The sequence below is a fragment of the Janthinobacterium sp. CG_23.4 genome, assembly GCF_029892305.1.
GTDB classification, from domain to species: domain Bacteria; phylum Pseudomonadota; class Gammaproteobacteria; order Burkholderiales; family Burkholderiaceae_D; genus Janthinobacterium; species Janthinobacterium lividum_D.
Window position 1 is genome coordinate 587,241 of sequence record NZ_JARXUX010000001.1, and the last position, 14,405, is coordinate 601,645.

14 protein-coding genes and 1 pseudogene are annotated in these 14,405 nt (G+C 60.4%); 7 read left to right on the forward strand and 8 right to left on the reverse strand.

Going from position 1 to position 14,405, the window contains the following annotated elements:
- The first annotated feature begins 39 nt into the window (after window positions 1-39).
- A protein-coding gene (locus H4V96_RS02630; protein WP_280721166.1) for an IS3 family transposase occupies window positions 40-1,547 on the forward strand; the annotation gives its coding sequence in 2 pieces (ribosomal slippage) (window positions 40-457 and window positions 457-1,547; 1,509 coding nt in all).
- A 26-nt stretch (window positions 1,548-1,573) separates the two neighbouring features.
- Here H4V96_RS02630 and H4V96_RS02635 read toward each other — a convergent pair.
- The 4 genes and pseudogenes from H4V96_RS02635 to H4V96_RS02650 form a co-directional block, all read right to left on the reverse strand.
- Window positions 1,574-2,913 (reverse strand): annotated as a pseudogene (locus H4V96_RS02635) (IS3 family transposase); the annotation flags it as partial.
- A gap of 88 nt (window positions 2,914-3,001) precedes the next feature.
- Window positions 3,002-3,487: a glutathione peroxidase gene (locus tag H4V96_RS02640; RefSeq protein ID WP_196856257.1), complete on the reverse strand. Its 486-nt coding sequence runs from the start codon at window positions 3,485-3,487 to the stop codon at window positions 3,002-3,004.
- 1 nt (window position 3,488) lies between these two features.
- The gene (locus tag H4V96_RS02645) at window positions 3,489-4,625 is read right to left on the reverse strand and encodes a PilT/PilU family type 4a pilus ATPase (protein ID WP_196856256.1); all 1,137 of its coding nucleotides are present in this window, start codon (window positions 4,623-4,625) and stop codon (window positions 3,489-3,491) included.
- 3 nt (window positions 4,626-4,628) lie between these two features.
- Window positions 4,629-5,672 carry a type IV pilus twitching motility protein PilT gene (locus H4V96_RS02650; RefSeq protein WP_196856255.1) on the reverse strand — a complete coding sequence of 348 codons (1,044 nt, stop codon included), beginning with the start codon at window positions 5,670-5,672 and terminating at the stop codon, window positions 4,629-4,631.
- A 70-nt stretch (window positions 5,673-5,742) separates the two neighbouring features.
- On the opposite strand from H4V96_RS02650, the gene H4V96_RS02655 reads away from it, so the two are divergent.
- Window positions 5,743-6,444, forward strand: coding sequence for a YggS family pyridoxal phosphate-dependent enzyme (locus H4V96_RS02655; RefSeq protein ID WP_196856254.1), 702 nt, complete (start codon window positions 5,743-5,745; stop codon window positions 6,442-6,444).
- 28 nt (window positions 6,445-6,472) lie between these two features.
- Window positions 6,473-7,303, forward strand: coding sequence for a pyrroline-5-carboxylate reductase (gene proC, locus H4V96_RS02660; RefSeq protein ID WP_196856253.1), 831 nt, complete (start codon window positions 6,473-6,475; stop codon window positions 7,301-7,303).
- A gap of 250 nt (window positions 7,304-7,553) precedes the next feature.
- Here proC and H4V96_RS02665 read toward each other — a convergent pair whose 3' ends face one another.
- From H4V96_RS02665 to H4V96_RS02680, 4 genes are all read right to left on the reverse strand, one after another.
- Window positions 7,554-7,913: a hypothetical protein gene (locus H4V96_RS02665; RefSeq protein ID WP_280720678.1), complete on the reverse strand. Its 360-nt coding sequence runs from the start codon at window positions 7,911-7,913 to the stop codon at window positions 7,554-7,556.
- Window positions 7,914-7,963: 50 nt separating this feature from the next.
- Window positions 7,964-8,320, reverse strand: a complete 357-nt coding sequence (locus H4V96_RS02670; RefSeq protein ID WP_010394811.1) for a DUF883 family protein — start codon at window positions 8,318-8,320, stop codon at window positions 7,964-7,966.
- 108 nt (window positions 8,321-8,428) lie between these two features.
- Window positions 8,429-9,283, reverse strand: a complete 855-nt coding sequence (gene ubiA / locus H4V96_RS02675) for a 4-hydroxybenzoate octaprenyltransferase (protein ID WP_196856251.1) — start codon at window positions 9,281-9,283, stop codon at window positions 8,429-8,431.
- Between the two features lie 77 nt (window positions 9,284-9,360).
- Window positions 9,361-10,299: a hydrogen peroxide-inducible genes activator gene (locus H4V96_RS02680; RefSeq protein WP_010394816.1), complete on the reverse strand. Its 939-nt coding sequence runs from the start codon at window positions 10,297-10,299 to the stop codon at window positions 9,361-9,363.
- A gap of 139 nt (window positions 10,300-10,438) precedes the next feature.
- On the opposite strand from H4V96_RS02680, the gene H4V96_RS02685 reads away from it, so the two are divergent.
- The 4 genes from H4V96_RS02685 to H4V96_RS02700 all read left to right on the forward strand — a co-directional run bounded on the left by H4V96_RS02685 (window position 10,439) and on the right by H4V96_RS02700 (window position 14,310).
- On the forward strand, window positions 10,439-10,600 hold the full coding sequence (locus tag H4V96_RS02685; RefSeq protein WP_196856250.1) for a DUF3717 domain-containing protein: 162 nt from the start codon (window positions 10,439-10,441) through the stop codon (window positions 10,598-10,600).
- Window positions 10,601-10,741: 141 nt separating this feature from the next.
- Complete coding sequence (rfaE2, locus tag H4V96_RS02690) at window positions 10,742-11,224, forward strand: D-glycero-beta-D-manno-heptose 1-phosphate adenylyltransferase (protein ID WP_070345795.1); 483 nt, start codon at window positions 10,742-10,744, stop codon at window positions 11,222-11,224.
- 129 nt (window positions 11,225-11,353) lie between these two features.
- The gene (locus tag H4V96_RS02695) at window positions 11,354-12,838 is read left to right on the forward strand and encodes a hypothetical protein (RefSeq protein ID WP_196856249.1); all 1,485 of its coding nucleotides are present in this window, start codon (window positions 11,354-11,356) and stop codon (window positions 12,836-12,838) included.
- Entirely contained in the window at window positions 12,835-14,310 is a 1,476-nt protein-coding gene (locus H4V96_RS02700; RefSeq protein WP_196856248.1) for a hypothetical protein, read from the forward strand. The genes H4V96_RS02695 and H4V96_RS02700 overlap by 4 nt, the downstream gene beginning before the upstream one ends.
- Window positions 14,311-14,405: the final 95 nt, after the last annotated feature.

The following is a 14,405-nucleotide window of genomic DNA, read 5'->3' on the forward strand; positions in this document are numbered from 1 at the left end:
CAGTATCCAGCAGAGCGCAAGGAAGCCATCCTTCGGCAAATGATGCCGCCGGAGAACAGGCCGGTATCGGCCTTGGCGAAGGAGAATGGTATCTCGGAACAGACACTTTATACTTGGCGACGAAATCTACAATCTCAGGGAGTGGCGGTGCCGGGAAATGGAAAGAATGCCGTGGTGTGGTCGTCGGCGGATAAATTTGGGGTGGTGCTGGAGACAGCACGCATGAACGAGGCCGAACTGGCTCAATACTGCAGGAGCAAAGGCTTGTTCGTCGAGCAGGTTGCCGATTGGCGCGAGGCCTGCCAGCAGGCCAATGAAGCGCCGGCCGAGCGTCACCGCGAACTGCGCGCGCAAGGCAAAAGCGACCGCAAGGAAATCAAGCAATTGAAGAAGGATTTGCAGCGTAAAGAGAAGGCACTGGCGGAGGCGGCGGCGCTGATCATTCTCAGAAAAAAAGCCCAGGCGATCTGGGGGGAGCCAGAGGACGATTGATCTGCGCCCCAGATCGCCAGCAAGTGATTACGCTAGTTGAAGAAGCTGTTGACGGCGGATGTCGCCGTGCGCAGGCGTGTGGTGCGCTGGAGATCAGCCTTCGAACCTACCAGCGCTGGATGCAGGGCAGTGATGGCAGTCAGGCGGACGGGCGCAAAGGCAGTCGGCGCGTGGCACCGGCCAACAAATTGAGCGAAGAGGAACGCCAGCAGATTGTGAAGGTTGCCAACAGCCCTGAATTTGCCAGTAGTCCACCTAGCCAGATCGTGCCGACCTTGGCTGATCGGGGCGAGTATCTAGCATCAGAATCGACCGTCTACCGGATATTGAAAGACGAGAAGCAGCAGCATCACCGCGGCCGAGCCAAGAAGCCCAGCACAAGGGTCGTCACAAGCCACTGCGCAACCGAGCCGAACCGCTTGTGGGCGTGGGACATCACTTGGCTGCCGACCAGCGTGCGAGGCTTGTATCTTTACTGGTACATGGTTCTTGACGTCTACAGCCGCAAGATCGTCGCGCACGAAGTGAACGTCGCCGAGTCTGCGGAAATGGCGTCGCTGCTGATGCGCAAGGCCAGCTTGGCCGAGGGGCTGGCCGGGCGTGAGGTGGTGCTCCACTCGGATAATGGCAGCTCAATGAAAGGCTCCACAATGTTGGCGACGCTGGAAAAGCTTGGGATCATGCCGTCGTTCAGCAGACCCCGTGTGAGCAACGATAACGCCTACGCCGAGTCGCTGTTCCGGACTTGCAAATACCGGCCAAACTATCCGAGCAAACCGTTTGAAAGTATCGAAAAGGCGCGACAATGGACGCTGTCATTTGTGCAGTGGTACAACCATCAGCACAAGCACAGCGGCCTGAAATTCGTGACGCCTGCGCAGCGCCATGATGGTCGGGACGGAGCGATCCTAAAATACCGCAAGCAAGTCTACGAGGCCGCCAAACAACGCCATCCTGAGCGCTGGGCCGGGACTACGCGGGATTGGGAATTGAACGATGAAGTCTGGCTGAATCCAGAACGGAAACCACCAGAGGAATTAAGAAAAGCTGCATGACTTGACGCGACATCTTTGTTGACAACTACCGGACTCAGCCCTTTTAGTTTCATCTTAATACGGTCGTGATTATAGTAGTGAATGTATTTCTTGATGCCGGTTTGTAGCTCTTCGACGCTGCTGAATTTGTTCAGGTAAAAGAACTCCGATTTCAGCACTGCGAAGAAGCTCTCCATTGCCGCGTTATCGAGGCAGTTGCCCTTACGCGACATGCTTTGCACAACGTGCTTGTTCCGCAACGCCCGCTGATACGCAGGCATTCGGTATTGCCATCCCTGGTCCGAATGAAGAATGGGGTTCTCGCCCGCTTTAAGCTTCGCCAGCGCCTTCTTGAGCATGACACCCACCAGTTCGAACGCTGGCCGCCTGGCGGTCTCAAATGCAACGATTTCGCCGTTGTACAAGTCCATCACCGGAGATAGATACAGCTTCTCGCCAGAGACATTGAATTCCGTCACGTCGGTGACCCATTTCTGATTGGCGCATGGTGCATCAAATTGCCGCTTCAGAACGTTAGGGGCAGCGTGGCCTACTTCGCCTTTGTACGAACGGTATTTCTTTGGCCGCACCAGTGACTTGAGACCGAGCTTGCCCATCATGCTTTGAACGGTCTTGTGGTTGACCTTTTCGCCCAGCTGCCGAATCGCCGCTGTGACCCTCCGATAGCCGTAGCGCCCCTTATGGAGGGCAAAGATGATGCCAATCTGCTTTTTCAGTTCCTGATGCTTGTCGCAGACCTGCGCCGCCTTCTGTTGATAGTAAAAAGTGCTGCGCGCCAAGCCGGCCAGCTTGAGCAGGCCAGCCAGGGGAAAGTGCTGCCTTAGTTCAATAATTACTTGCGCTTTTTGCGTGCTGTCGCCTGCGGTAGCTGCTGTGATTGAACTAAGGCCCGCAACTTTTTTAGGTAGGCCACCTCCATGCGCAACTGATTCACCTCTGCGACCAACTCCTCGTGGGTACGCTCTGAATCATTAACGGGCAAAGATGGCTTTGTGTCTGGAAGGCTGGGCATTTTCGTGGGTCTGCCACGGCGACGTGGCATGAGGGCGTCTATACCGCCCGTATGATAGCAGCGCTCCCATACGCCCACGGCGGCATGATGCCGAATATTGAAAACTGCAGCAGTCTTGCCATAAGACAAGTCATTGGCCCACATATGTTGCAATACCGAAAGCTTGAAGTCTGCATCATAGTGGCTGAACTTCTTTCGCAAGCCGTCCTCACCATGCTGGCGAAATAGTCCCACCCACTTGCGAACCATGGAGTAAGGAACACCATGCTGGTTCGCCAAGAATTGGAAACCACTCGCGCCGGCAAGGTATTGCTTGACCACTGCCAGCTTGAACTGTTCTGCGTACTTCGACATGAAAAACCCCAATAGGTTGGTGTCCAACTTATTGGGGTCAGTTCACTTGATTTCAGCGTTTTTTGTTACAAATCAAATCATCGAATCGCTATTCTTGCAGCAATTGCCGAATGTCAGCCGCCAGGCTGGCCGGTTTGCTGGTCGTCGCGTAGCGGCGAAACACGCTGCCATCCTTGCGCACCAAAAACTTGGTGAAATTCCATTTGATGGACTGCGTGCCCAGTACGCCGGGCGCTGCCTGTTTTAGTTGCGCAAACAGGGGGTGAGTATGCGGGCCATTGACATCGATCTTGGCAAACAGGGGAAAGGTGACGCCGAAGTTCTTTTCGCAAAAGGCTTTGATTTCCTCGTTCGAGCCCCTTTCCTGCTGGCGAAATTGATTGCAGGGAAAGCCCAACACGACCAGGCCCTGCGCATGGAATGTGCGGTACAGCGCTTCGAGCCCCTGGTATTGCGGCGTGAAGCCGCAGGCGCTGGCCGTGTTGACGATCAGCAATACCTTGCCCCTGTAGCGCGCCAGGTCGACCGGCGCGCCGTCCAGCGCCTTGGCCTGGAAATCGTAGATGCTGCTCATGTCAGAGCAGTCCCAGTGTGGTGGCGTTCGCCGGCGCCGCTGCGAACGCCGTTGAGCCCTTGAGCTTGATTGCCAGGCGCAGGTCGTTGACGGAGTCCGCATTGCGCAGCGCGTCTTCATGGCTGATGGCGCCCGCCTCGTGCAAGTCGAACAGGGCCTGGTCGAAGGTCTGCATGCCGTGCTCGCGCGACTTTTTCATCAATTCCTTGATTTCGTGCACCTGGCCCTTGAAGATCAGCTCGCTCATCAGCGGCGAATTGAGCAAGATTTCCAGCGCCGCCTTGCGTCCGCCACCATCCTTGTTGGGGATCAAACGCTGTGAAATCATGCCTTTCAAATTCAGTGACAGGTCCATCAGCAGTTGCTGGCGCCGCTCTTCGGGGAAGAAATTGATGATACGGTCCAGCGCCTGGTTGGCATTGTTCGCGTGCAGGGTCGCCAGACACAAGTGTCCCGTTTCGGCAAACGCGATGGCGTGGTCCATGGTATCGCGGTCACGGATTTCGCCGATCTGGATCACGTCGGGCGCCTGGCGCAAGGTGTTTTTCAGGGCCGTGGCCCAGTCGTCCGTGTCGACGCCTACTTCGCGCTGGGTGACGATGCAGTTGCCGTGCGGATGGATGAATTCCACGGGGTCTTCGATGGTGATGATGTGGCCATGGCTGTGGGCGTTGCGGTGGCCCAGCATGGCGGCCAGCGTGGTCGACTTGCCGCAGCCGGTGGCGCCGACCATGATGACGAGCCCGCGCTTGCTCATCACGATATCTTGCAAGATGCTGGGCAAGCCCAGTGCGTCCAGCGTGGGGATGGCGGTATTGATCAAGCGCAAAACCATGCCTGCCTGGCCCATCTGCATGAAGGCGGACACGCGGAAGCGTCCCAGTCCGTCCGGGCTGATGGCAAAATTGGCTTCGCGGCTGGACTCGAACTCGGCGGCCTGGCGTGCATTCATGATGGCGCGCACGTAGCCAGCCGCCTGCTGCGCGTCGAGCACGCCACCGGCCAGCGGCGTCAGTTTGCCGTCGAGCTTGATGGCGGCGGGAAAGCCGACCGTGATGAACAGGTCCGAGCCGCCGCGCGCGCGCATCTGCGCCAGCAGCGCGTGCATGGCGCCATAGTGTTCGTGCGTCGTTTGCATGGCTTATCCGGGGAAGTTTTCAGGGGCCTTGGCGGCCGTGCGGGCCGTTTCGGGCGAGATTGTGCCGCGCCGCACCAGGTCGGACAGGCACTGATCGAGTGTTTGCATGCCGACGTTGCTGCCCGTCTGGATGGCCGAATACATTTGCGCCACTTTCGCTTCGCGGATCAGGTTGCGCACCGCCGGCGTGGCCAGCATGATTTCATGCGCGGCCACGCGGGCGCTGCCGTCTTTGGTTTTCAGCAAGTTCTGCGAAATGACGGCTTGCAAGGATTCGGACAGCATGGCGCGCACCATTTCCTTTTCCTCGGCCGGGAAAACGTCGATGATGCGGTCGATCGATTTCGCCGCCGACGAGGTGTGCAGAGTGCCGAACACCAGGTGGCCCGTCTCTGCCGCCGTCAGTGCCAGGCGGATGGTTTCCAGGTCGCGCAATTCGCCCACCAAAATCACATCCGGATCTTCGCGCAGGGCCGAGCGCAGTGCATTGCTGAACGAATGCGTGTGCGCGCCCACCTCGCGCTGGTTGATCAGGCATTTTTTTGGCACATGCACGAATTCGATCGGATCTTCGATGGTGAGAATATGCTGGTGCAGGCGCTCGTTGACGTGGTTCACCATCGCCGCCAAGGTGGTCGACTTGCCGGAACCGGTCGGGCCCGTCACCAACACAAGGCCGCGTGGACGCATGGCCAGCTCGCCGAAGATGCGCGGGGCGTTGAGTTCGTCCAGCGTCAGCACCGTCGAGGGAATCGTGCGCAGCACGGCCGAGGCGCCCCGTTCCTGGTTGTAGGCGTTGACGCGGAAGCGTGCCAGGCCGGGAATCTCGAACGAAAAATCGCATTCCAGCGCTTCTTCATACGCCTTGCGCTGGCTGTCGTTCATGATGTCGTAGATCATGCCGTGTACTTCCTTGTGCTCGAGCGGCGCCACGTTCAGGCGGCGCACATCGCCATGCACGCGTATCATCGGCGGCAGGCCGGAAGACAGGTGCAAGTCGGAAGCCTTGTTGCTGACGGAGAAAGCGAGTAGTTCGGAGATGTCCATTTATAATCCCTGTGCCTGCATTGATGGGTTGGCGCACTGTGCCGCAGCCCCTATACACTAGAAAATGATTATGTCCACAATCGAACAGAACTTGCAAGCCGTGCGCGACAGTATTGCGCAAGCGGCGATGGCGGCGCAGCGCGCGCCGGACGAGGTGAGCCTGCTGGCTGTCTCGAAGACCTTCGGCGCCGATGCCGTGCTGGCAGCGATGCGTGCGGGCCAGACGGCGTTTGGCGAAAATTATTTGCAGGAAGCGCTCGACAAGATGGCCGCCGTCGCGCTGGCAGTGCCGCAAGGCGGTCCCGTCTGGCACTTTATCGGCCCCATCCAGAGCAACAAGACGCGCCCCATCGCCGAACACTTCGACTGGGTGCACACGGTGGAGCGGGAAAAGATCGCCGTGCGCCTGTCCGAGCAGCGCCCGCCCGGCTTGCCGGACCTGAATATCTGTCTGCAAGTCAATATCAGCGGCGAGGCCAGCAAGAGCGGCGTGACGCCGGCAGAACTGCCGGTGCTGGCGCGCGCCGTGTCGCAACTGCCGCGCTTGCGCTTGCGCGGCCTGATGGCCATTCCCGAGCCGGAAACGGAACTTGCACGCCAGCGCATTGCGTTTGGGCAATTGCGTGCGTTGTACCAACAATTGAATGCGGATGGGCTGGCGCTCGACACCCTCTCGATGGGCATGTCGGCCGACTTGCGCGCCGCCGTGCTGGAAGGCGCCAGCATCGTGCGCGTGGGCAGTGCCATCTTCGGTTCCCGGAATTACTCCTGATTATTCCTGATTTTTTGAAAGCACAGCCATGACGACAGAATTAACTATCGCCTTTGTGGGGGGCGGCAACATGGCCGCGGCCCTGATTGCCGGCCTGGCAGGCAAGCTGACCCTGGGCGGCAACATCCACGTGATCGACCCGTATGCGCCTGCGCTGGAAAAATTGCAGGCGCAATTTGGCGTCACGACGGCCCCTTGCGCCAGCGACGCGCTGCGTGCCGTGGACGTGATCGTGCTGGCCGTGAAGCCGCAAAGCATGCGCGAGGTGGCGGCGCAGTTGCTGCCCTTCCTCGATGGGGAACGAGCGCCATTGATACTCTCGATTGCCGCCGGCATCCGCGCCGCCGACCTGTCGCGCTGGCTCGGCGATTATCGCGCCATCGTGCGCTGCATGCCGAACACGCCGGCCCTGATCGGCATGGGCATCACGGGCATGGTGGCCAGCGGCGGCGTCAGCGAAGAGCAAAAGAAGACGGCGGACGCCATCCTGCGCGCCGTCGGCCAAACCGTCTGGCTGGCTGACGAAGCCAAGATCGACCCTGTCACGGCGCTGTCCGGCAGTGGCCCGGCATATGTGTTTTACTTTATCGAAGCGATGCAGCAGGCGGCCACCGAACTGGGCTTGACGCCGGAGCAGGGTACGCAACTGGCGCTTGCCACCTTCACGGGCGCAGCGCAGCTGGCGGCGAACTCCAGCGAAGCCGTGTCGCTGCTGCGCGAGCGCGTCACCTCGAAAGGCGGCACGACGTACGCAGCGCTGACCAGCATGCAAGAGAGCGGCGTGAAGGAGGCCATCGTCAAAGGCATCAAGGCGGCCGCGCAGCGCGGGCGCGAGATGGGCGAGGAATTGGGGAAGTGAGTGGGGAAATGAGTGGTAATGCCGTTCAGTTAGTGTGTTAGTGATGCTATTTTTAGCCCAATAACCAGGACAGGGGGCGGACCCTGAGGGGGAATGTGCTTCAATGGAGCACATTCCGATCACGAAGTGACCGACCCCAGCTCTTTGCCTCTGAGGTTAGTGAATTTACTGGCGCTCATAAATCACGCCAAAATCCTTAACTGAAGGGCTTTAGGAAATGTGTGGGGAAATAAGTGGCTGAGTAAGCATATCAGCTTGCCGCCGCGTCAGCCCGCCTGCATGGGCCGGCCCGGCGCTCGATCCTGCGGCCGCCAGCAGTAGATGGCGGCAGATAGCGGCAGATAGCAGTAGATGGTAGTAGGTAGCCGGGTGCACTAGCTGCTTGCAGCCGCACGCTGAACATCACGGCCAGTACTGCCGCGACCAGCGTGGCCGTGGCCGTCCTGTTATTTTTTCTAAAACGCTGCATTAGCGCCAGATAGGACAGGAAACGCAGCGATTCTTCTTCCATGTCCACGCCCGCCAGTGCCAGAGGGGTCTGGACGATGGCGGCCGCGTCGCTGCGGCTTGGGTGCCAGGGCGCTAGGGCAGCTGGCTGCACGATAGCCATCTGCTGCCTTTCGCGTCAGGCGACGGTCGGCGCCGCCGGTACTGTGCTGTCTAGCGCCGTGACGAAGCCAGCAGCAGGCCGAACAGCACGCCCACGACGGCGCCTGCGCCTACGGCTTTCCATGGATTGTCCTGCACGTATTCGTCGGTGGCCTTGGCTGCCTTCTTGGTGCGTTCGAGCAAGTCTTCTTCCAGCTTGATCAAGTCTTTCTTGGCCGTTTCCAGGGTGGCGATGAACTTGTCCTTGACGGCTTTGACATTCTCGCCCGTCTGATCCTTGGCGCCGTCGAGCCAGCCTTCCGCTTCATTGATGACGGTCTTGAGGTCGCCGACCAGTTTGTCGCGGGCCTTGTCGGCGTCGGCGAGAAAGCTGTCGCTGCTGGATTTTCCGGTATGTATTGAGCTCATGTATTACCTCATGGAAGTGAAACTGCACAGTGAAATACCAGTGTAGGCAGCAGCGGACGGCTTAGCCTTGCATCGGCGCAAGGGCTGCCGCAGCGCAAGGATCGTTGATTAGCGGAAAGCAAAGTCCAGCACCACGCCCGCAAACACCGCTGCTCCTAGCCAGTTATTATGCCGGAACGCCGCAAAACACGGCATACGCTCGCGTGCGCGGATCAGGGTGTAATGGTAAGCGGCGCAGCCGGCCGCCACCAGCAGGCCCGCCGCATACCAGTAGCGCAAGCCCAGGTGCCAGCCGCAGACTAGCCACAGCAGCAGGAAAGCGCCATAGCACAGCATGATGATAGTTACGTCGTAGCGGCCAAAGGTGATGGCCGAGGTCTTGATGCCGATCTTTATATCGTCGTCGCGGTCGACCATCGCGTATTCCGTATCGTAGGCTACGGCCCAGAAGACATTGCCCAGCAGCAGCAGCCAGGCAACGACCGGCACGCCATCCGTGATGGCGGCAAAGCCCATGGGAATGCCGAAGCCGAAGGCGATGCCCAGGTAGGCTTGCGGAATCGCAAAGAAACGCTTGAAGTAAGGATAAGTGCCGGCGATGATGACGGCGGCCACCGACAATTGCTTGGTGAGGGCGTTCAAGGGCAGGGTCAGGCAGAAGGCCAGCACGCTCAGCACGCCAGCGACGGCCAGCGCTTCCTTGCCGCTGATGCGCCCGCTGGTGATCGGGCGGTCCTGCGTGCGCTTGACGAATTTGTCGATATCCTGGTCGGCGTAGTCGTTGATGGCGCAGCCAGCCGAGCGCATCAGGAAAGTACCGAGGGTGAAGATGAGCAGCATTCGCCAGTCCGGTACGCCCTGCTGCGCCAGCCACAGTGCACACAGGGTAGGCCATAGCAGCAATACGGTGCCGATAGGCTTGTCGAGCCGTATCAGGCGGAAATACAGCGCCAGCTTGTTCATGGAAGACTCAATCTTGTTGAAGAGAAAAGTCGATTATCGCAAATAGTATGTGAATGTACTATTTTGCGCTTGGGGCGCTAGTGTTTTTCCTGGCCCAAGGGGGTGATGCCGGGCAAGTCGCAGCTGGCGATCGCCGCGCACAGGGTATCGATGGCCGCCTTGCGCGTAAAACTCTTGCGCCATAGCATCACCACCCGGCGCGATGGCACGGGAGCGGCAAATGGCCGGTATTCGAGCATGCCTTCGGCGGTATGCATATTCGATACGGAGGCACGCGGCAAGACGGTCAGGCCAATGCCGCTGGCCACCATGTGGCGGATGGTTTCCAGTGAGGAACCCTCAAACGTGCGTTGCATGCCATTGCCTGGCGAAGAAAAACGCGCCATTTCGGGGCACACTTCCAGTACCTGATCGCGAAAGCAGTGGCCATTGCCTAGCAACAGCATGGTTTCCGATTTCAAGTCTTGCGCGGCGATTTTTTCACGCGCCGTCCACGCATGCTGGCGCGACATGGCCACGACGAACGGTTCGTCATACAGTTCCTGCATGGCCATGCCGTGTTCGGGCAGGGGCAGGGCCATGATGGCCACGTCCAGTTCGCCCTGGCGCAGCAATTCGAGCAGGCGAACCGTGAAGTTTTCCTGCAAGATCAAGGGCATCTGCGGCACTTGTTCTATCATGGCCTTGACCAGGGGCGGCAGCAGATAGGGGCCTATCGTATAGATGACGCCCAGGCGCAGGGGACCGGCCAGCGGGTCCTTGTTTTGCTTGGCGAGTTCCTTGATGGCGGCCGTCTGTTCCAGCACGCGTTCGGCTTGCGCAATGATCTGCGCGCCCAGGGGCGTGACGGAGATTTCCGTGCCGCCCCGTTCGAACAGCAGCACGCCCAATTCGTCTTCGAGTTTCTTGATGGCCACCGAGAGGGTGGGCTGGGCGACGAAGCAAGCCTCAGCGGCATGGCCGAAGTGCTTCGCTCGCGCGACTGCAACGATATATTTCAGTTCAGTCAGTGTCATGGGGTGATTGAAACACAGGAAGTGCTTACTTGCAATGAATGAAAGGTGGCGCAAACGTAAAACTGTGGCGCCGATGGCGTATTGTAGCGGATCGCCCCCTATAATGCGGGACCGGACCGGGCCGCGCAGGGCGGCGGCGATGCTACTGCAGATGCAGATGCAGATGCAGATGCAGGCGCTGGAAGCGGCAATCAATGACTGGCGTCGCAGGCAAGCGTCGCGCGGCAATGCATATGCGCCGTCGCCGCCCGTCAGCTGTCTGGTCAGCTGTCTGGCCGGCGGGGATGCTTTGACGATTTAATCTCGGCAAGAGTGCATCGCCGAAGACTGTCTGGAGCCGGCTATCCTGGTGTGGATCGATGCCTGGTGCCACCGTGGCGGCGGCAGGCAAGGCGATAGCCACGCCGGAGCGTGCCCATATTTAACCCAACAAGAGACATCCATGCCTGATTTTGAAAACAAACTGTGCGCTCGTGACGACCTGCGCGCGCGCGCGCAAGCGCTGCCGAAACCGGTGGTGGTGACGAATGGCGTGTTCGATATTGTGCACCGCGGACACGTGACCTATCTGGCGCAGGCGCGCGCGCTGGGCGCCTCGCTGGTGGTGGCCGTGAATACTGATGCTTCAGTGAAACGCTTGGGCAAGGGCGACGACCGCCCCCTCAATAGCTGTGAAGACCGCATGGCCGTGCTGGCCGCACTCGAAGCGGTGAGCCTGGTGGTGCCATTCTCGGAAGATAGCGCTTTGGCCGTGGTGCAGGAAATTGAACCGGAAATCTATGCCAAGGGCGGCGACTACGACATGACGGCCATCCCTGAAGGGCAGGCCGTGCTGGCGTATGGCGGCCAGGCCGTGGCCATCGACTTCGCGCATGACCGCTCGACCACCAAGCTGCTGACGAAGGTGCGGATGCAGCAGGGCTGAGGAAGGTCGTCAATGTTTTCACATAGATAAAAAGACGATACTATGAGAAGTGCCAGGGCTGCGACTTCATTGTGCCAGCCCCAGCACCCGTTACACCGTCCGATATGCATTGCTTGTCATAGAAAATACATGGATCTTAAAACTTCTGGGGATTGGGCAGTGCCCTCCGGCGTCTGGTACGTCGATGACGATGGCGCGTGGACCATGCAGCGTAGCGCGGGCGGCCAGAATGTCTCGTCTTTGTTGAGTGCTGCCGATATCGGCAAGCTGATGCACGCGCGGCGCTTGCCGGCAGCAGCCGGCGCCCCCGTGCGGCAGTTTCCGCCTGAATTCTCGTTCGATCCCGTGTCGGGCGCGGCCTTGCAAGTGCCGTCCGACACGGCCGTCACGCCGCCTTGGGTGCCACCCTACGCGGCGCAGCCCGTCAGCGATGTGCCGTCGGCTGGCGCAGCCGGCTTGCGCCAGGCCAGCGTGCCACTGAAATTGCTCGACCGGTGCGCGCGTGAAGAGCATGCGCAGGCCGACGCCTCGCTACCCATGCCGCCGCCGGGCGAGTACGAATTTTTTTCCGCCCAGTTTGGTACCAGCGCCGCTGCGCTGTTGGCGCTCGACCCGCGCAAGGCCGTCTTGCACACCTGGCTGCCCGCCTCGAAACGCTGGCTGGCGCTGGACCCCGAGTATGGCGGCTTGCTGGCCGAGTCGGACTTGGCCCACGGCGCATGGCGTGCCGAATTGGTACCGCAGTTCAACAGCGTGCTGGTCTTGCCGACCAGCCATGGCCTCGCGTGCATTCGTCCCGACGTGCCTTCGCTGAGTTACGTCGTCGAGCATGTGGGCGACGCGCCGTGCGCGGCTGCCCCCGTCTGGTTCCAGAACCGTCTGTGGGCGCCCTTGCGCGATGCCGATGGCCGCATCCGCTTCGTCAACCTCGATGCGCAACAAAAGCCTGGCAGCGATGTGCTGCTCGATGGCATGGTGGACCTGGGTGCCGTGAGCGCCCCCGTGGCCTACCACCGCATGGCCGTGTGGCCTTGCGCTAACGGCCAGCTGCGGCTGCAACTGCAGCCCGATGGCAACGTGGCCGCCTCATTGACGCCCTGGCCCGAAGGGCTGGTGCCGCGCTTTGAATTCGGCAGCCCCTACCTGTCGCGCGACGGTGGCCTGTGGCAACTGTGCTTTGCCAGCCGCCGTGACACCTATGTGTATGTGAAACTCGGTGGCCAGGTCGAGATGGCCGACGCGCTGGCGCCGCGCCTGTGTTCGGGCAGCTTCAATTACCGCTTCGCCACCAAGCTGAAGACGGCGCCGTGGGAAGAACCGGAACACGGCGACGATGGCGGCAAGAACCAGGCGGTCATGCCGCTGCTCGAATCGGGCGGGGGCAACAGCGTCTTCGGCGTCAAGTTCGCCACCAGCGCCGGCCTGTCGAGCGTGCTGCGCTCGAACGAACGCGTGGCGGCCCAGCTGGTGCAGGACGATCAATTGCGTGAAACCGCGTTTCACACCTTTGCCGTCAGCGAGCCGTGGCGCATGCGCCTGTTTGTCCATGAAGGCATGCTGTGGGCATATCACCGGCTGCTGTCGCGCATCGATGGCTGGACCTTGCAGGCATGAAGGCGCATGTCCTGAGCGCGGCCTGTGCCGCTTTATCTTTATTCAGCGCAGCCGGTGTGCAAGCGGTGGGTATCCAGCAAGCGTTTCTGGTGCAAAACTCGGGCTGGATGGAGCCGTTTTATACGGATGAGCATTCGCAATTGAAGGCCCTGGTGGGCGCCGTGGCGCAGGCAGCCACGCAGCCGTCCGATAAAGTTTATACGCTGGCCTTCAGCCAGAGCAGCGGTGCGCACGTGTCGCCATTGCTGCTGGGGCAGGGACAGGGCGGCGCCGGCGTGGCGGGCCAGTTGGCCAGCCTGGGCCTGGCGCGCAAGGGCAATGGCGGCGCGCTGGCCGACACGGATTTTCAGGAAGCCGTCACAAAAACCATCACCGGCCCGTTCCAGTCGGCCTCCGGCATCGTGTGGATCTTTACCAATAACAAGAACAGCCCGAACAACGACAGCCAGACGGCCGAACGCAACCGCGATTTTTATCGCTTGCTGCACCTGGAGCCGTCGATCACCAAGACGCTGGTGTTTCCGCTGCGCATGCCGGTGCAGGGCAAGCTGTACAGCGCCAAGGGCTTGATGGTGTATGCGCTCGCATATGGCCAGCCGGCATCCGAGGCTCTGACCCGCATCCTGGCCGAAGGGCGCTTGTCGCAAGTGCTGACGCGCCCGCCCGCGCGCTTGAAACCGGTAGACCAGGATGGCGTGCGCATCGTGCCGCAGTCCGTCAAGAACAGCGCAAATGTGCATGCCAGCCTGGGCCGCGACGGTCGCACCATCGTGCTCGACGTCGATGCGGCGAACCTGGTGCCGCAAGTGGTGCTGCAGGCGTCGCTGCAAAACATGTTTTTCCCGTACGTCATCGACAGTGCCAAGGTGCACGCCAGCCTGGTGGGCCAGAATGCCTCCTTGCACGTTGCGCCAGACCAAATCCACCAGTTGCAGCCCGGTGCCAGCCAGTCCGTGCAAGTACAATTTTCGTTGCCGATGGCGCAGATTGCCTCGCCGTGGTCGGCGCAGGCGATTGTCGCCATGGGCAAGCAAGTGATGCTGCCCATGCAGGCGCAAGTGGGCCTGTCGCAGCAGCGGCTGGCGCTGGCCGGCAGTTTTAGCAAGGACTTGCAGGAACTGTTTCCTGGCGACCCAATCTCGGACATGTTTACGTCGCCCGACAGCGTGCGCGCCTCGCAAGCGACGATACCGTTGCTGGTACGCATACAGTATCCGCTGCTGCCCGTGCTGGTGATACTCGCTGCTGTGCTGGCACTCGTGCTGGGCTTGCTGGCGCTGGGCCTGCTCGGCACGCGCGCCACGCGCTACAAGGTGATGGCCGACGGCGTGCAGCGGCAGGTGGGTTTGAAGCCGTTCAAAAGCGTGCAGATTCGCGATGATAACGGCCGCGAGATCGGCGAACTCAAGCGTGGACTGGGCAAGCCGGTCGTCGTGCGCGTGACCGAAGGCCATACCCTGCGCCTGGCCTGAACCCCGATTCCTTAAAAATTACTTCCATTCAACAGAGGCATAATATGGCGCAAGATACTCCCAAAGACAACACAGGCTTTACCTTGCCGTCCCCG